Raw genomic sequence first — 17,914 nt, 5'->3', positions numbered from 1 at the left:
CCACACCGGCACCGCTTGACAGCTACAAATGTAGCGCGCTACAGATGTAGCTCATGAATGATGAAGGAGCCGTCCTGATGCGCAACATATTGCTGACAACGCTGGCCGTCGTGACACTGTCGGTGCCCGCCACTGGTGCCGAGCGTGTCGCCACGCCGGCTTTTCGCTCTATCCAGCTGATGGGCGGCGGCCGAGTCACCGTTCGGCCCGGCCCGGTCCAACGGGTTACCATCCTTACCGGCAGCTCTGCCTTCACCCAGATGCGCGTCGATCGCTCGGGGCAGCTTCGGATCGCCGCTTGCAACAACCGTTGTCCGCGCAACTACGATCTCCAGATCCTGATCGAAGCACCGCGCCTGCCGGACATGGCGATTTCCGGCGGTGGCGAGATCGCCGTAGCCCGCGGCTTTGCCCCCGAGAGCGATGTCGCTGCCGCGATCCGGGGTGGCGGCGTGATCGATGCTCTCCAGGTGCAAACGCGAACTGCGTCGGCTGCCATTTCGGGTGGCGGAGTGATCAAGGTGCGGGCGAGTTCAAGCTTGAACGCGGCAATTCGTGGTGGCGGCGAGGTCGGCTATGTCGGCAATCCGCAGGTGTCGTCGGCAATCAGCGGCGGCGGCGGGCTCCGTCGGCTTCGCTGAAGCGCCTAATAGCGGCCGCCGCCAAGCACCGGGCCAGGGGCGCCGTTCTTCCGCTCCTGAAGCTCACGGTCGGCTTCATCGATCGCGCTTAGTAGATCGGGAAAAGCCGGCGCTTCTTCGACGGGCCAGATCCGGTCGAAACTGCTGCCCAACAAATCGAGGTCGGAGTTGGTCAGCAAACCGATGGCAACGATACGCTCGTTCGGCACAAATAATCCTTGATAATATGGCAGGTTAAACTCCGCCGAGCGCCGTTGGTGCCGATTGTTGCGCGTGTGTGCCGACGAGCCGTTCAAAGCTGGGGGGCGAAATCGCGAAGCAGCTTACGGTACAATTCTTTCTTGAACGGCACGATGAGGTCCGGGAGCTTCGCCGGCTCGACCCACTTCCAGTCACTGAACTCGGGATGGTCGGTGGCGATGTTCACATCCGCGTCTTTACCCAGGAAGCGGCACAGGAACCAGTTCTGCTGCTGTCCGCGAAACCGCCCCTTCCAGAACTTGCCCTGCAGCTCCTCAGGAAGGTCGTAGCGAAGCCGCTCCGGCGCTTCCCCGATCAGCTCCACCAGATCGGGTGTGATCCCCGTTTCTTCCTCAAGCTCGCGCTTCGCCGTGCCCCAAGGCTCTTCACCCTCGTCCATGCCGCCTTGCGGCATCTGCCAGGCCTCGCTCGGATGGTCGATCCGCTTGCCGACCCAGACCTTGCCGTCGCGGTTCAGCAGCATGATGCCGACTCCGCGGCGGTATTGGGACTCGTCCTCGATCATCCGGCGTCCTTGCGAGGAGCGTAAGCACGAAGCAATCCACTTTGCGCCGGGTGCGATGAAGTGGTGGCGAAACCTGCCGCACCGTCCTAAATGGGCATCGATCCAGACATCGCAGAAGGACTGCCCGTGGCGACCGCCACCCACCTCATCACCGAAGACGAAGCCGGCGCCAACCCGGTTCCGGAAGCCGTCGTCGTCCGCTTTGCCGGCGACAGCGGTGACGGAATGCAGCTTACGGGCGGCCAGTTCACGCTGTCCACCGCGCTTGCGGGTAACGACCTTGCGACCTTTCCGGACTTTCCCGCCGAGATCCGCGCGCCGCAGGGCACGACATTCGGCGTCTCGGCTTTCCAGATCAACTTCGGCTCCACCGCGATTGAAACCGCGGGAGATCAGCCGGACGTGCTCGTCGCGATGAACCCGGCGGCGCTGAAGGTGAACGTCAAGCAGCTTCGCGAAGGCGGACTGATCATTGCCGACGAGGGCGAGTTTTCGGCCCGCAACCTTGCCAAGGCGGGATATGACGCCAACCCGCTGGAGGACGGCAGCCTCGCCAAGTGGCAGCTCGTCCATCTCAACATTTCGCAGCTCACCATGGATGCCGTGAAGCCGTTCGGGCTCGGCAACAAGGAGGCGCTGCGCTGCAAGAATATGTGGACGCTGGGGCTCGCGCTCTGGATGTTTGACCGCGACCGCCAGCCGATCGTCGACTGGCTCAAGTCCAAGTTCGCCAAGGCGCCCGAGCTTGCGGAGGCCAACATCGCCGCGTTGAATGCGGGTCATGCGTATGGCGAGACGGTGGAGATGGCCGCACCGGTCAAGCAGCACCGCCTGGCGCCGGTCCCGGCCGAGCCCGGCCTCTACCGCACCGTCACAGGGGCGGAATCGCTCGCGGTCGGACTTGTCGCAGGCGCGCAGCTCGCCGGCCTGCCGATGTTCTTCGGCTCCTACCCGATCACGCCGGCGAGCCCCATCCTGCATCATCTTTCGCGGCTGAAGGAGTTCGGGATCACCACCTTCCAGGCGGAGGATGAGATTGCTGCCGCCTGCGCTGCCATCGGCGCCTCCTACGCGGGCAGCCTTGGCGTCACATCCTCGTCCGGCCCCGGCATCGCGCTGAAGATGGAGGCCATCGGTCTCGCCATCATGACCGAACTTCCGCTGGTGATCGTCAATTCGCAGCGCGGCGGGCCGTCGACCGGCCTCCCGACCAAGACCGAACAGTCCGACCTCTACCAGGCGCTCTACGGCCGCAACGGCGACGCACCGCTGCCGGTCATCGCCGCCCGCTCCCCCGCCGACGCGTTCGACTGCGCGATCGAGGCGTGCCGCATCGCGGTGCAGTATATGACGCCGGTGATGCTGCTGACGGACGGCTATATCGCCAATGCGGCCGAGCCGTGGAAGGTGCCGGACATGAGCGGCTACCAGCCGTTCCCGGTGGAGTTCTTCTCCGATCAGCCGCCGGAAGGCGAGGGGATCCTGCCCTACGCCCGCAACGAGGATCTTGCGCGGCCATGGATCAAGCCGGGCACGCCGGGCCTCGAACATCGCATCGGCGGCATCGAAAAGGCACCCGGCACCGGCAACATCGATTACTCGCCCGAAGCCCATGCCGAGATGACCCGCATTCGCGCCGCAAAGGTCGCGGGCGTTGCCGTTCCGGACCAGGACATCTGCCTGGGCGAAGAGACCGGCGACTTGGTGGTCGTCGGCTGGGGCTCGACATTCGGCCCCATTCACCAGGCCGTCCGCCGCGGCCGCGCAAAGGGGCAAAGCGTCAGCCACCTCCACATTCGCCACATTCACCCGATGCCGGGCAACATGGCGGCCCTGCTCAAAGGCTTCCGGCATATCCTGGTGCCGGAGATGAACACCGGCCAGCTCAAGACCGTCCTGCGCGACCAGTTCCTGGTGGACGCCAAGCCGCTCAACAAGGTCTCCGGCCACCCCTTCCGGATCGCCGAGATCGAAGCGGCGATCGACGCGGCGCTTGTCGGGGAGGCGGTGGCGTGAAGCCGATCCCGGTCTTCCCGCTGGTGATGATGCTAATCCTGGTACTGCTCGTGCTCGCCTATCTTGGTGGATATCTGACATGAATGAGATGACGAAAGTGACCACCGCCAAGGACTGGGCCAGCGACCAGGAAGTGCGCTGGTGCCCCGGCTGCGGCGACTATGCGGTGCTGAAGGCGGTTCAGCGGACCATGCCGGACCTCGGCGTCGCGCGCGAGAAGACGGTGTTCGTCTCCGGCATCGGCTGCTCCAGCCGCTTTCCATATTATATGGCAAGCTACGGCTTCCACACGATCCACGGCCGTGCCCCTGCCTTTGCGACCGGCATCAAGCTTGCCAATCCGGAGCTCGACGTCTGGATCATCACCGGCGACGGCGACGCGCTCTCGATCGGCGGCAACCACACGATGCACGTTTTGCGCCGCAACCTCGATTGCCAGATCCTGTTGTTCAACAATGAGATTTACGGCCTGACCAAGGGGCAATATTCGCCGACGTCGCGGATCGGAACCCGCTCGCCCTCCACCCCGTTCGGTTCGGTCGACCGGCCGGCGACACCCGGCATGTTCGCGCTCGGCGCCGGCGCTCGCTTCATCGCGCGCGGCATCGACGTGCACAAGAATTTGCCCGACGTGCTCAAGGCCGCCCACGCCCATCGCGGCGCCAGCTTTGTCGAAATTTATCAGAATTGCGTCGTCTACAATGACGAGGTCTTCGCGCCGTTCACCGACCGCAGCGTCGCTCAGGAAAAGCAGCTCTGGCTGAAGGCCCGCGAGAAGATGCTTTTCTCCGGCGGCACCAAGGGCATCGCCATCGACGCCGAGCGGATGGCTCTCAAGGTGGTCGAAGGCGACGACCCATCAGTGCTCGTCCACGATCCCAAGAATCGTGCCATTGCCGCGATGCTGATCGAGATGCCGCAGAGCTTCCCTGTCGCGCTCGGTGTCATTTACGAGGATCCCGCGCCGACCTTCGAAAGCGCGGTCGTGGAGCAGAACGCGGCGGTCGCAAAGGGCAAGACGCCCGACCTCCAGGCGCTCGTTTCCAAGGGTCAGACCTGGCAGGTCGAGAAAGAACCGCACTCGCTGTAGGCGCGATCAGGCTTGGACAATTTGACCCACTCGTTGGCCGGCTGGGTGCTTGGCCAGGCGGGCCTGAAGAACCGCACACGCAAGGGGCTGACGGCGCTGATCCTCGGCGCCAACATGCCGGACATCGACGTCTTCTTCGGGAGCGCGCCGTGGCAGCCGCTCGCCACGCACCGCGGCTTCACGCATGGGTTGGTCGGCGGCGTGCTGATGATGCCGCCTATCCTGTTCGGCTTGCTTTGGCTTCTCGACCGATGGCAGCAAGGCCATGATCGGCAATTCAAAAGCGGTCTGCCCCTGCGGCCGTGGTGGCTGCTCGCGCTCTGCTACCTCGGCGCGCTGACCCACCCTTTCCTCGACCTGCTGACAACCTACTCGGTCCAGCTGTTCTCGCCACTCTCGGCCCGCTGGTACCATGCGGACGGGCTGTTCATCATCGACCTCTTCCTCTGGATCCTGCTCGGCGCTTCTGTCTTCTGGTCCAAGCGGCAGGAGAAAAGGGGCCGCGCCGACTGGCCGCGCGTGGCGCAGAACGCCATCGGCATCGCCGTCGCCTACATCGCATTGAATCTATTGATCAGCGATCGCGCCGAAGCGGCGGTTCGCAAGCGCGCGCCGACGGCGCAGGCCATCTTCACCTCGCCGCCGCCGGCGCTGTTCTGGCGCCGCGATCTCACCTGGCGTGAGGGCGATTGCTACCGCTGGAGCAAATGGGACCCTGTAGCGGGCATGTGCCCGGCAAGCCGCTGCACGCCGAACGGCATGGCCGATCCGTACGTTCGGGAAGCTCTGAGGCGCGAGCCAGCATTACGCAAGTTCCTACGCTGGTCGGTTATGCCGCTTGCCAGTTCCGAGGCGAGCCTATGCGAAATTCGGGTGCAGATCGGCGACGCGCGATACATGCAGCTGCGCGGGCGCTCCGGCCTGATGCGGGAGGCGGTGATCCCCACCGGCGCTCCCGGCTGCCCACCTACCGGCTAAGGTCGGTGGCATCGCCGTCCGCGGCGGCGCGTTAGGCAAGGTCATGACGACCTCGCTTGTTTGGCTCCGGCAGGACCTCCGCCTCAACGACCAGCCCGCCATTGCCGCTGCCGCAGAAGCCGGCCCCTTCGCGGCACTATATGTGCTCGACGACGAAACGCCCGGCCACTGGGCGATCGGCGGTGCCCAGCGCTGGTGGCTGCACCACAGCCTCCGCGCACTCGGCGCCGACTTGGAGGCGCGGGGCGGTGCCTTGGTGCTTCGCCGGGGCCGCAGCGCGGAAGCCGTGCGGCGGGTTGCGGACGAGCTGGACGCAGAAACTGTCCATGCGACCCGTCACTTCGAACCGTGGTGGCGCGAGGTCGAGGAGACGCTCGGCGACCGGATCACCATTCACGCAGGCGACACGCTCGTCCCGGCCGACCGGGTTCGCACCGGCAGCGGGCAGCCGTTCAAGGTGTTCGGCCCCTTCTTCCGGGCGATGTGCGAGCATGAGGTACCTGAGCCGATTGATGCAGCGGAACGCTTCAGCAAGCCGGACAAGCTCCCAAGATCGGACCGCTTGGACGATTGGCATCTACTCCCAACCAAGCCGAACTGGGCCAAGGGCTTCGGCGTCTGGCATCCCGGCGAGGAGGGGGCCGTTGCCCACCTGGAACGATTCGAGGCCGACGCGGGCGAGTATGCGCGCCGCCGCGACCTGCCGTCCGAGATCGGCACTTCCAACCTTTCGGCCCACCTCCACTTCGGCGAGATCAGCCCGCGCCGGGTCTGGCACCACCTCCGCAGCGCAGATGCGGCCAAATTCCGCAAGGAGCTCGCCTGGCGCGACTTCGCGCGCGGCGCGATCACCGCCGATCCGAAACTGGGTGAGGAGCATCAGCGGCCCGCGCGGGTGAGATGGCGCACCGGCAAGCAGGCTGACTACGATTTCGCGGCCTGGTCGAAAGGCCGGACCGGCTACCCGATCGTCGACGCCGGTATGCGCCAACTTTGGGCGACGGGCTGGATGCACAACCGTGTGCGGATGATCGCAGCAAGCTTCCTGGTGAAGCATCTTCTTGTCGAATGGCGGCGCGGCGCGCATTGGTTCTGGGACACGTTGGTGGATGCCGACTATGCCAACAACAGCCTCAACTGGCAGTGGATTGCGGGCACCGGCAGCGACAGCCAGCCCTTCTTCCGGATCATGGCGCCGCTTACGCAGTCGGCAAAGTTTGGTGCCGCCGATTATATTCGCACCTGGGTGCCGGAACTGGCGCACCTGTCGGACGCGGAGATTCACGATCCCGCTGACCGCGGCAGCTATCCGCCGCCCTTGATCGGCCACCGGGAAGCGCGGGAGCGGGCGCTAACCGCGGCGCGGCGGGGCTGACGCTCGACTTTCGCGCCCCGGCGCAGCTACTAGGCGCGCATGGGCGCAAGGGGCGAGCATCTGGTACGAGCGGACCGCGGCTTCGCGACCGGCGCGGGCCTCCTCGGGCGGCTCGCCGCACCGGCGTTCCGCAAACTCATCGACCAGCTCGACCGTCGGCTCGTGGCCGGCGGCATCCACGCCACACTTCCCGACGGAAGCAGTCGTGAGATAGGCTTCAGGGCGCCCGGACCCGCCGCCATCGTCAATCTCCAGAGTTGGATGGGCCTCGTGCGCCTCGGCACCTCCGGGTCGGTGGGCTGGTACAAGGCCTGGTCACTTGGCGAATGGTCGAGCCCGGACCCGGTTGTTCTGTTCGAGCTCTTCACCGCCAACGCCGTGGCTCTCGGCAGCGCGGCGCGGTCCAAGGGGCCCTTCCGATGGCTGAATGCCTTGCGCCATCGATTGCGCGACAACGCCCCCGCACAGGCGCGGGAGAATATCGCTGCCCACTATGATCTTGGAAACGACTTCTACGCCGCCTGGCTGGACGAGACGATGACCTACTCTTCGGCATGGTTCGAGCGAGAGACCCAAGACCTTGCCGCAGCTCAAAGGCACAAAGTCGCTCAGCTTCTCGACCGGCTGGAACTAAAGCCCGGCGACCGGCTGCTGGAAATCGGGTGCGGATGGGGCAGCCTCGCCATCGAGGCGGCGCGGCGCGGCGCAAACGTCATTGGGCTGACGCTGTCGACCGAACAAAAGGCCTGGTCCGAGCGGGAAGCCGCGGCAGCAGGATTAAGCGACCGCATCACCATCCGCCTTCAGGACTATCGCGACGTTCGCGAACAATTCGATGCGGTCGCTTCAGTCGAAATGGTGGAGGCGGTCGGCCAGCGCTGGTGGGGCGCCTACCTAGACTGCATCGCCGCCAACCTCGCGCCCGGCGGCCGGGCGGCATTGCAGTTCATCTCCATCCGTCCCGAACTGTTCGACCGTTATTCCACCAGCGCCGACTTCATCCAAACCTACATCTTCCCGGGGGGCATGCTCCTCAACGAACCCTTGTTCGCCTCCCTGGCGGAGCAGCGTGGCCTATCATGGAGAGACCGGAGCGAAAGCCTTCGGCTTCATTATGCCGAGACGCTGAAGCAGTGGCGGCATCGCTATGACGCCGTCGTTGCGGCCGGCGATCTGCCCGGCTTCAGCGGCGAATTCCACCAGCTCTGGCGTTATTACCTGATGTATTGCGAAGGGGGCTTTCGCGGCGGCAGCATCGACGTCGCCCAGGTAACGCTGCAACGGCGCTAAGCGTCGACCCGCAACTTCTCGCCGGTCGCAGCATCGCCGGTCAGCCGATTGACAATCGCTTCAGCCACGGCCTCCGGCGGCTTGAGGCTTTCCGGGGCTTCGCCTGGGAATGCCAGTTCGCGCATTCGGGTGCGGGTGGCGCCCGGGTCGACGATGTGGACCCGCACCTTGCCGGTATATTCAGTCTCATCGGCATAGGCGCCAAGCAACGTCTCCAGCGCCGCCTTTGACGAGCCGTATGCACCCCAGAAGGCGCGGGGCTTGGAGCCGACGGAAGAGGTGAGGGCGACGACTTCGGCGTGTTCCGACTTGCGGAGCAGCGGATCGAACGCTGCGATCAGCGCCTGGTTGGCCAGAAGGTTGAGGCTGAGGACGCGGCTATATTCCTTGGGGTCGATATGCTCGACGGGTGTGAGTGATCCGAGCATCGCTGCATTGAGGATGAGGAGGTCAAGCTTGCCCCAGCGCTCCGCCACGGCCGCGGCGATCTTGCCGATCGATTCGCCCTCCGTAAGGTCGAGCGGAGCTATGGTGGCATTGCCACCCGCTGCGTAAATGCGGTCCTCGACCTGCTCCAGCGCAGAGGCGGTGCGGGCAACGAGAATGACGTGGGAACCCGCCGCAGCGAGCGCCTCGGCTGTTGCGGCACCAATGCCGCGGCTGGCACCCGTGACAAGCGCGAGCTTGCCGTCGAACGGCTTCGTGTCGGTCATAGTGGGGTGCTTAGCGGCTGGCGACGAGAGATAAAGGGATCGCGCCCTCTTTCTCGGCAAGGTCGGTCAGCAAGGTTGGATAGTCACCCGTGAAACAGGCGTCGCAGCGCTGCGGCTTGTCATGGTCGCGCTCGGTGCCGAGCGCACGATAGAGGCCGTCGATGGAGATGAAGGCGAGGCTGTCGGCGTTGATGTAATCCGCCATTGCCTCGACGCTCATCTGTGCGGCCAGCAGCTTGGCCCGCTCCGGCGTGTCGACACCGTAGAAGCAGCTGTGGCGCGTGGGCGGAGAGGCGATCCGCATATGAACTTCGCGGGCACCGGCGTCGCGCATCATCTGGACGATCTTCACGCTGGTGGTTCCGCGCACGATGCTGTCGTCGATAAGGACGATCTTCTTGCCGTCGATCAATGCCGAGTTGGCATTGTGCTTCAGCTTGACGCCCAAATGGCGGATGCCGTCGGTCGGCTGGATGAAGGTGCGGCCGACATAATGCGAACGAATGATGCCGAGCTCGAATGGGATGCCCGACTGCTGGCTGAAGCCGATTGCGGCCGGCACGCCGCTGTCCGGCACCGGCACGACATAGTCCGCTTCTACGGGCGATTCGATTGCCAGTTCGGCGCCGATATTCTTGCGAACCTCGTAGACCGACTTTCCTTCCGCGACCGAGTCGGGCCGCGAGAAGTAGACATGCTCGAAGATGCAGGGACGCGCTTCGACCTTGGCAAAGGGGCGGAAGGAGCGGATGCCGCCTTCGTTGACTACCACCAGTTCGCCGGGGTCGACGTCGCGTATGTAGGTGGCGCCGATCACGTCCAGCGCGACCGTTTCTGAGGCGAAGATCGTCGATTCGCCCAGCTTGCCCATGACGAGGGGCCGAATACCGAGCGGGTCGCGGCAGGCGACCATGCCTTCCTCGGTGAGGATGAGCAGTGAGTAAGCGCCTTCGACCTGCCGCAACGCCTCCGTCAGCCGCTCCAGCGTGCTGCCGTGGCCGGAGGTTGCCACAAGGTGGATGATCACTTCTGTGTCGCTGGTCGACTGGAAGATGGAGCCGCGGCGGTTCAACGTCCGACGAAGCTTCATCGCGTTCGAAAGGTTGCCATTATGAGCAACAGCGAACCCACCCTGCGCGAGATCACCGAATAACGGCTGGACGTTGCGGAGCGCGGTCTCGCCCGTCGTCGAATAGCGGACGTGACCGATGGCGGTGCGCCCGCTCAACAAGCGCATCACTTCCTCGCGGTCGAAATTGCCCGCGACATGGCCCATGGCGCGATGGGAGTGGAAATTGTGGCCGTCGAAGCTGGTAATGCCGGCCGCTTCCTGACCGCGGTGCTGAAGCGCATGAAGGCCGAGCGCGACGAAGCTGGCCGCATTGTCGGCGCCCCAGATGCCGAAGACGCCGCACTCTTCGCGCAGCTTGTCGCCGTCCAGGCCGTGGTCGAATGGGTTGGTGGTCAGCATGTCCCGAGTCCCGCGCGCTGCAATAGGACGGTCATATAGGAGCCGCTTTCCCGTTTGTCGCGGTTCGATGCGTCAGCGCGACCGGTCAGTGGGTCAGGTGCCGACCTTTTGTTCGACATACCAGGGGCGGAGAATCGACGTCTCGTTCTTTTGCTCCTTCTTGGGTGCAAGGCGGCTGAGGTCGAATTGCTCGGCGAACTCCAGGCCGAATTTGCCCTTCTGGGCCCAGCGAACTTCCCCGACGACCGGACCAACGCCGACGATGTCGACGGTGAGGCTAGTGCCAGGCGCCACCGCCGCATCACTATCGACGAGCGCGCCACCAGACGAGATATTCCGCAACCGTATCTCGACCTTGCGATGCCCGATTTGGGCGATGGCGCGGCGCATCAAGCGCTGACGCGGTTCGCGGCTGGTCTGGTAGCCGTCTGCCTCCACCACTGAGAGGTTGGCGAGAGCGCGGGCATCCTCGCCGGGCATCGGCTTGCCGAAGATATAGCCCTGGATTTGGCTGCAGCCGAGTTCGCGAATGAGGTTGAGGTCGTCATGGGTCTCGACCCCCTCCGCCGTGGTGTCCATTCCGAGCGTCTCGGCAAGGGTGACGATGGCGCGGATGATGGCGCTGTTGCGGTTGGTCTTCGACGCGGCGCCGCGGACGAAGCTCTGGTCGATCTTGATCTTGTCGAACGGCGCCTTCTTCAGATAGCCCAACGAGCTGTAGCCGGTGCCAAAGTCGTCGAGTGCGAGGCGAACTCCGACTTCCTTGAGCTTGGCGAACGTTTCGTCCGTCAATGCCCCTTCGGACAGGAACACGCCTTCGGTCAGCTCCAGTTCCAGACGCTGCGACCGGACACCGCTCTCTTTCAACAACGTCCCCACCATTTCCGCAATGCCCGGATCGTTGAACTGGATCGGCGACAAATTGACGGCGATGCGGACATGGTCGGGCCACGCGGCCGCCTCCTTGAGGGCGGCCTGAAGCACGAATTTGCCGATTTTCGGGATCATGCCGCACTCTTCCGCGAGCGGGATGAATTTGGCGGGCGAGATGGGGCCACGAACGGGGTGGTTCCAGCGGACCAGCGCTTCAAAGCCGCAGACCTGCTCCGTCGAGGCGTGAACCACGGGCTGATATGCCACCCACAGTTCATCCCGGTCGAGCGCCTGTCGAAGATCATTCTCGAGGACCTGGCGGTCGCTTGCCTCGCTGTGCATCGAGGGTTCGTAGATCTTGTGCTTGCCCCGCCCGTCGCCCTTCGCGGCGTAGAGTGCAAGGTCGGCATTGCGCACCAGCGCGTCGGCGCCGGTGCGGCCAGGATCGCCGATAGCGACGCCGACCGAGGCGCCGATCGTTACCTTATGGCCCTCGATCATGTAAGGGCGCGACACCTGCTCGATCAGGGTTCGGGCAAGCGACTCCAAGAGGCCGAGGTCGACGGTTCCGGGCAGCACCGCCTTGAACTCGTCGCCGCCGAGCCGGCCGATCTGGCCATGATCGCCCATCACGGAGGTCAGGCGTTGCGCAACCTGGCGAAGCAGTGCGTCGCCCACCGGATGGCCCAGCGTGTCATTAACGTTCTTGAATCGGTCGAGATCGATCAGGAACAGGGCGCAGCCCTTCTGGCGGCGGGCGGCATTCTTGAGCGCTTCTTCCAAAGTCTGGCGCATCATCGCCCGATTGGGCAGCCCGGTCAGCGAATCGAAGCGGGCAAGGCGGGTGATTTCCTGCTCCGAACGGCGCTGCTCCGTCAGGTCGGTGCCGATGCCCCGGAAACCCAGGAAGCGGCCACGCTCGTCGAAGATTGGATTGCCCGACAGGGACCAGTGGATGTCCTGGTCACTTGCGGCGCGAACCACGACATCGGAAAATGGGAAACGAGCGGACAGGTGGAAGCCGAGGGTCTTGCGCTCTTCCCGATCCTCATTATCCACCGACATGAGGTCCGTGAACTGGCGGCCGAGGAGATCGGACGGCTGGCACTGAAAATCGTCTGCCAGCTGCTGGGACACGTAGGAAAGGGTCCCCTCCGCGTTGGTTTCCCAGAACCAGCCCTGGCCGCTATTTTCGAATTCGTCGACGAAGCGGGTCGCCTTGCGCGCCTCGTTGTCCAGCTGCTGACGGCGCCGTTCGATGACGATGGAGGTTCGCGCCCCTGCGATGCTGTAGATGACCAGCAGGATCGAAAACCCCGCCATCCGCGCACCGCCGGCAAAGGTATCGGCGAACATGAAAGCCGCGCCGCATGCAACGAGCGCATTGGCAATCGCCAGCGGCGGCGAGTTAACCGATACCACCCCCGTGGCAGCAAGGCCGGCACCAACCAGTCCGAACGCCAGCGCAACTTCGCCGCTCTGCGCCGTCAACGATGCAAACAGCAGCCAAAGCGCACCTGAAATCGCAAGATAGCCGAACAGCAGCCGGATCACCGAATGAGCAGCAATCTCCGTTCGCGACCGGAGCCAGATGCCCACGATTGCAACAGCGTCCAGCAACAAGGCCAAGCCAGCCGGAATCAGGGCAGTCGTCGCAGCAGATGTGCCCCAAGGGGCGGGATGAATGCCGAAATAGGCAAACAGGAGGAGCAGGTGAGTCGCGAACAGGAGCGCTGGCGCGTGGTTCAGCCCGGCGCTCCGCCACTCGGCGACAACCTCATCCTCGATCCGCTCGGGGCTGGTCAGGTCAAACCATAAGGATTGGCTGATCGACACGCGCTCCGGTGCCGCGGAACTCGATTCAATGGCCTTTGCAAATCTTGATCTACGCATCTCATCCCCAGCGGCGGCTTGCAGGCACGCACAAGCCACCTCAGGGGGATGTTAAGCGCGGCGAGGTTAACAGCCGCGCGACCGATAGGGTTACTGCGCTATTTAGCTTGTTTGTTCGGGAAGAAATTCCGGAACCGACAAATAGCGTTCGCCGGTGTCGTAATTGAAGCCAAGGACACGCTTTCCCGCACCGACTTCGGCGAGCTTTTGCGCGATAGCGGCAAGGGTCGCGCCGGAGCTGATTCCGACAAGCAGGCCCTCCTCACGGGCCGAGCGCCGGGCATATTCCTTGGCGTCGTTGGGGTCGACCTGAATGGTGCCGTCAAGCACCGACACATCGAGGTTGGCGGGAATGAAGCCTGCGCCGATGCCCTGGATCGGGTGGGGGCCCGGCTGACCGCCCGAGATGACCGGTGACAAGGTCGGCTCGACCGCGAAAACCTGAAGGGCCGGCCATTCCTTTTTCAGCACCTCGGCGCATGCCGTGATGTGCCCCCCGGTTCCGACGCCGGTGATTAGGATGTCGATGGGCGCGTCGCGGAAGTCGTTGAGGATTTCCTGCGCGGTGGTGCGGCGGTGCACTTCGACGTTCGCCGGATTCTCAAACTGCTGCGGCATCCAGGCGCCTTCGGTCGAGGCGACGATCTCCTCGGCGCGAGCGATCGCGCCCTTCATTCCCTTTTCGCGCGGGGTGAGGTCGAAGCTTGCGCCGTAGGCCAGCATCAGGCGCCGACGCTCGATGCTCATGCTTTCGGGCATGACGAGGGTCAGCTTGTAGCCCTTCACCGCTGCAACCAGCGCAAGGCCGATACCCGTGTTGCCCGAGGTGGGCTCGACGATCGTTCCGCCCGGCTTCAGCTTGCCGGAGCGTTCCGCGTCCTCGATCATCGCCAAGGCGATACGGTCCTTGACCGACCCGCCGGGGTTGGCCCGCTCCGACTTTATCCAGACTTCATTGTCGCCGAACAGGCGGTTGACGCGGATGTGGGCGGTGTTGCCGATGGTCTCCAGGACCGATGCTGCCTTCATGTTTCTCTCCTTGGCGTTCTCAAGAGAAGTCTAGCTGTAAACTCGACTATACGCTTTCACTTATTCTTCCGGATGTTGCAAGCCAACCTATACGCTTCCTGCCGCTACCGGTGGCTTTTCGGGTGCCGGTTCGGGAGGATCGAAGGTCCGAGCCCGGCGGAGCTCGGGAAACCAGAGCGTCCATAGCACGGTGACCGCAATGGCCGCGATCCCGCCGCCGACCGTCGCGGCGACCGGTCCCAGCCAGGCTGCCACGAAACCGCTTCGCGCTTCGCCAAGCTCATTGGACGCCGAAATGGCGAGGGTGGAGGCCGCGCTGACCCGGCCGCGCATTTCGTCCGGTGTGTGGAGCTGGATCAATGACTGCCGGATGTAGACCGAGAACATGTCGGCGGCGCCAAGCAGTGCCAGCATAGCCAACGAAAAGGCGTAGGAGGTGGACCAGCCGAAGGCCGCGGTGGCGGCGCCGAACACACCAACGGCGGTCAACATCTTCACTCCGACTTCCGTCTTGAGCGGTCGGACCGAGAAGAAGATGGCGGTCAGCGTCGCGCCGAGTGCGGGGGCGGCGCGCAACGGGCCAAGCCCCTGGGCACCGACATGGAGAATGTCGCGAGCGTAGACCGGAAGCATTGCCACCGCGCCGCCAAGCAGGACGGCAAACAAGTCGAGCGTGATGGCGCCCAGCACCATCCGGTTGCGACCGATATACGACAGGCCCTCGCCCATGCGCTTCAAGGGACTTCCGGGCTGGATCGCGGTCCGTTGAACCCGGCCGATGGTGAACAGGCAGGCAGCGGAGAAGGCGAACAATGCACCACTCACGCCGTAGGACAGGTGCGGGGTGATGTCGTACAAAAGGCCGCCGAGCGCCGGGCCGATGATTGCACCTGTTTGCCAGGCGGTCGAGCTCAGCGCGATGGCACGCGGGAGCATGTCGCGGGGGACGAGATTGGGTGCAAGGGCGCCGAACGCCGGTCCTGCGAAGGCCCGCGCAACTCCGAGCACGGCGGCGACGGTGAACAGGATCGGCAGCGAGATGTGGCCGCTCCAAGTCGCGGCGAAGAGAACCAAAGCGCAGGCCAGTTCCAGGCACAGGACTGCGCGCCCGATCCAGCGCCGGTCGAACCTGTCCGCCGCCCAACCGCTGACGGGCGTCAGGATGAATAGAGGAACGAACTGGACCAGCCCGATCATTCCGAGCTGGAACGCCGCGTCATCGATTTCCATCGTCCGGCGGGAGATGTCGTACACCTGCCAGCCGATGACGATGACCATCGACATCTGGGCGATCGTGCTTGCCAGCCTAGCCAGCCAGTAAGCGCGATAATTCGGGAGGCGCAGAGGTTCGGGCAGGAGACTCACGACGCGCGCCCTAGCCCTCGGTGTGCGAGGCGGCAACCGGCGGCGAACCGGTTGCCGCCGGTTGCTCAAAGGGTAGTTTCGTTGAGGGGAATGGCACTGCGCTGATCGGCTTCGGCAGCGCGGCCCGTGCCGAAGAATTCCAGCAGATCGTTGATCAGCCGCTCCTTGTCCGTCTCGAAAACGCCGTGCGGGCTGCCGTCATACTCCAGGAAGTCCGCATGCGGGATCAGCTTGGCAGCCACTCGGCCAGTGGCGTCGATCGGCACATTCTTGTCCGCCGTACCATGAATAATGAGGGTCGGGATGCCCTCGAACGCTGGCAGGTCGGGACGGAAGTCCGTGGTCGCCCATGCCTGCGCCGCGGCGAGTGTCGGCCGGGCGCCCGCCATCATTGCCTGGCGATGGCTGTTCTCCACCACCTCGTCCGAAACGGACGACGTCATGAAGCCGACCCCGTAAAATTGCTTTAGGAAGGTGGTCATGAAGCCGGCGCGATCCTTCTTCAGCTCGGCAGTGATCGCGTCGAGCTGTTCCTGCGGAACGCCGTCCGGGTTGAAGTCCGACTGGACGACATGCGGCACTACGGAGCTGATCAGCGCGGCATGGCTGACCCGTCCCTTGCCCTGGCGAGACACGAAACGCGCAACTTCGCCGCCGCCCATGGAAAAACCGACAATGCCTACCGGCTCGCTGATGCCCGCATCCTCGAGGATGGCGGCGACGTCGTCGGAGAATGTGTCATAGTCATAGCCGTCCCACGGCTGGTCCGACCGACCGAAGCCGCGCCGGTCGGGAATGATCAGCCGGTGGCCTTCCTCCCCCAGTCGCACGGCGGCATCGTCCCACGTGTCGCCGGTCAGGGGCCAGCCGTGCATCAGGACGATCGGGTGACCGCGGCCCCAATCCTTATAATAAAGCATGGTCCCGTCTTTGGCCTTGGCATAGGGCATGGTCGATCACTCCTGAGGGTTGACCTGCGTTAACGCGGCGCGCCGCCGGCTGTTGCGCCGTTCGCCATAGGCTTTAGACCAGCCGAACCATGGCGAAGCCGAAATCCCGTTATGTCTGCCAATCTTGCGGTTCGGTCAGCAGCCGCTGGCAGGGCCAGTGCGGCGACTGCTCCGAATGGAACACGTTGGTTCAAGAAGCGGCTGATGTGTCCAATATCTTCGCCGCCAAGCACAATCTTCAGGGCGGCGGCCGAGCGATCCAGCTCGTTGGACTCGACAGCCCGGTTGCGTTGCCCGATCGGCTGCCGAGCGGGATCCCGGAGTTTGACCGGGCGGTCGGTGGCGGCATCGTTGTCGGCTCGGCGATGCTGGTCGGCGGCGACCCGGGCATCGGCAAGTCGACCCTGCTACTTCAGGTTGCAGCCAAGCTGGCCAGCAACGGCAACGACGTCGTCTACGTGTCCGGCGAGGAGTCGGCGGAGCAGGTGCGGCTGCGGGCGGTTCGGCTGGGATTGGGGCAGGCGCCGGTGCGGCTCGCCTCGGCGACGTCCGTCCGCGACATCCTGACGACGATGGGCGAGGGCACGCCGCCGGCGCTGCTGATCATCGATTCCATCCAGACCATGCATTCGGACCTGATCGAAGGCGCGCCGGGGACGGTCAGCCAGGTGCGCGCCTCCGCCCAGGAACTGGTCCGCTTCGCCAAGGAGCGCGGCACCGCGGCGATCCTGGTGGGCCATGTCACCAAGGACGGCACCATCGCCGGTCCCCGTGTGCTGGAGCATATGGTCGACACGGTGCTGAGCTTCGAAGGCGAGCGCAGCCACCAGTACCGGATCCTGCGCGCGATCAAGAACCGCTTCGGCGGCACCGACGAGATCGGCGTCTTCGCCATGGAAGGGCAGGGGCTTGCCGAAGTCCCAAACCCGTCGGCGCTGTTCCTTACACAGCGCGGTGAGCCGGTGAGCGGCACCAGCGTCTTTCCTGCCATCGAGGGCAGCCGGCCAGTTCTGGTCGAGATACAGGCACTGGTGGTCAGGTTGGCCAGCGGTGCCACCCCCCGCCGCGCTGCCGTCGGTTGGGACGGCGGACGACTGGCGATGGTGCTGGCAGTACTGGAGGCGCGTTGCGGCCTCAGCTTTGCAACCGCGGAGGTCTACCTCAACGTCGCCGGCGGTTACCGCCTAAGCGATCCCGCCGCCGACCTGGCCGTCGCGGCTGCTTTGGTTTCCGCGCTGTCGGAACGGCCGATCCCCAACGACTGCATCGTCCTTGGTGAGATTGCACTGTCGGGCGAGGTGCGGCCGGTGGCGCATTCGCCGCTCCGCCTCAAGGAAGCGGCGAAGCTCGGGTTCGAAAGAGCCTGGGTGCCCAAGGGCGCGAAGGCTTCAGACGGCATCCGCATAGCGGAGATGCCGAACCTTCGCGCCTTGGTCGACCAGATCCTCGGCCGCTGACGCGCGC

At 64.7% G+C, this 17,914-nt stretch carries 15 protein-coding genes; 7 read left to right on the top strand and 8 right to left on the bottom strand.

The genetic code is table 11. The annotated features are described in order from the left end of the window. Positions 1-77 precede the first annotated feature (77 nt). Complete coding sequence (locus tag G7077_RS02585; protein WP_166410360.1) at positions 78-641, top strand: GIN domain-containing protein; 564 nt, start codon at positions 78-80, stop codon at positions 639-641. A 5-nt stretch (positions 642-646) separates the two neighbouring features. On the opposite strand, the gene G7077_RS02580 is transcribed toward G7077_RS02585, so the two are convergent. Together G7077_RS02580 and G7077_RS02575 are read right to left on the bottom strand one after the other, a co-directional pair. Next, positions 647-850: a hypothetical protein gene (locus tag G7077_RS02580; RefSeq protein ID WP_166409923.1), complete on the bottom strand. Its 204-nt coding sequence runs from the start codon at positions 848-850 to the stop codon at positions 647-649. Between the two features lie 83 nt (positions 851-933). Next, positions 934-1,407: an RNA pyrophosphohydrolase gene (locus tag G7077_RS02575; RefSeq protein WP_166410359.1), complete on the bottom strand. Its 474-nt coding sequence runs from the start codon at positions 1,405-1,407 to the stop codon at positions 934-936. 126 nt (positions 1,408-1,533) lie between these two features. On the opposite strand from G7077_RS02575, the gene G7077_RS02570 reads away from it, so the two are divergent. The 5 genes from G7077_RS02570 to G7077_RS02550 all read left to right on the top strand — a co-directional run bounded on the left by G7077_RS02570 (position 1,534) and on the right by G7077_RS02550 (position 8,156). Next, positions 1,534-3,423, top strand: a complete 1,890-nt coding sequence (locus G7077_RS02570) for a 2-oxoacid:acceptor oxidoreductase subunit alpha (protein ID WP_166410358.1) — start codon at positions 1,534-1,536, stop codon at positions 3,421-3,423. Positions 3,424-3,502: 79 nt separating this feature from the next. After that, a complete protein-coding gene (locus G7077_RS02565; protein ID WP_166410357.1) occupies positions 3,503-4,513 on the top strand; it encodes a 2-oxoacid:ferredoxin oxidoreductase subunit beta in 1,011 nt (336 codons plus the stop codon). 12 nt (positions 4,514-4,525) lie between these two features. Next, on the top strand, positions 4,526-5,491 hold the full coding sequence (locus G7077_RS02560) for a metal-dependent hydrolase (protein WP_166410356.1): 966 nt from the start codon (positions 4,526-4,528) through the stop codon (positions 5,489-5,491). A 43-nt stretch (positions 5,492-5,534) separates the two neighbouring features. Beyond that, positions 5,535-6,866: a cryptochrome/photolyase family protein gene (locus G7077_RS02555; protein ID WP_166410355.1), complete on the top strand. Its 1,332-nt coding sequence runs from the start codon at positions 5,535-5,537 to the stop codon at positions 6,864-6,866. Between the two features lie 39 nt (positions 6,867-6,905). Continuing rightward, positions 6,906-8,156: an SAM-dependent methyltransferase gene (locus G7077_RS02550; RefSeq protein ID WP_166410354.1), complete on the top strand. Its 1,251-nt coding sequence runs from the start codon at positions 6,906-6,908 to the stop codon at positions 8,154-8,156. Here the strand turns inward: G7077_RS02550 and G7077_RS02545 are convergent. The 6 genes from G7077_RS02545 to G7077_RS02520 form a co-directional block, all read right to left on the bottom strand. Then, complete coding sequence (locus G7077_RS02545) at positions 8,153-8,869, bottom strand: SDR family NAD(P)-dependent oxidoreductase (RefSeq protein ID WP_166410353.1); 717 nt, start codon at positions 8,867-8,869, stop codon at positions 8,153-8,155. The two genes, G7077_RS02550 and G7077_RS02545, sit on opposite strands and share 4 nt — an antisense overlap. A 10-nt stretch (positions 8,870-8,879) precedes the next feature. Then, on the bottom strand, positions 8,880-10,340 hold the full coding sequence (gene purF, locus G7077_RS02540) for an amidophosphoribosyltransferase (RefSeq protein ID WP_166410352.1): 1,461 nt from the start codon (positions 10,338-10,340) through the stop codon (positions 8,880-8,882). A 93-nt stretch (positions 10,341-10,433) separates the two neighbouring features. Beyond that, a complete protein-coding gene (locus tag G7077_RS02535) occupies positions 10,434-13,106 on the bottom strand; it encodes a putative bifunctional diguanylate cyclase/phosphodiesterase (RefSeq protein ID WP_166410351.1) in 2,673 nt (890 codons plus the stop codon). 102 nt (positions 13,107-13,208) lie between these two features. Next, positions 13,209-14,135 carry a cysteine synthase A gene (gene cysK, locus G7077_RS02530; protein WP_166410350.1) on the bottom strand — a complete coding sequence of 309 codons (927 nt, stop codon included), beginning with the start codon at positions 14,133-14,135 and terminating at the stop codon, positions 13,209-13,211. An 87-nt stretch (positions 14,136-14,222) separates the two neighbouring features. Beyond that, positions 14,223-15,500: an MFS transporter gene (locus tag G7077_RS02525; RefSeq protein ID WP_166410349.1), complete on the bottom strand. Its 1,278-nt coding sequence runs from the start codon at positions 15,498-15,500 to the stop codon at positions 14,223-14,225. A 65-nt stretch (positions 15,501-15,565) separates the two neighbouring features. Continuing rightward, complete coding sequence (locus tag G7077_RS02520) at positions 15,566-16,450, bottom strand: alpha/beta fold hydrolase (protein WP_166410348.1); 885 nt, start codon at positions 16,448-16,450, stop codon at positions 15,566-15,568. 89 nt (positions 16,451-16,539) lie between these two features. Here G7077_RS02520 and radA point away from each other — a divergent pair, with 89 nt between their 5' ends. After that, positions 16,540-17,907, top strand: a complete 1,368-nt coding sequence (radA, locus tag G7077_RS02515; RefSeq protein ID WP_166410347.1) for a DNA repair protein RadA — start codon at positions 16,540-16,542, stop codon at positions 17,905-17,907. Positions 17,908-17,914 lie beyond the last annotated feature (7 nt).

It is taken from the genome of Sphingomonas piscis (assembly GCF_011300455.1).
GTDB lineage: Bacteria > Pseudomonadota > Alphaproteobacteria > Sphingomonadales > Sphingomonadaceae > Sphingomicrobium > Sphingomicrobium piscis.
This window is presented reverse-complemented; position numbering and strand designations above follow the sequence as displayed.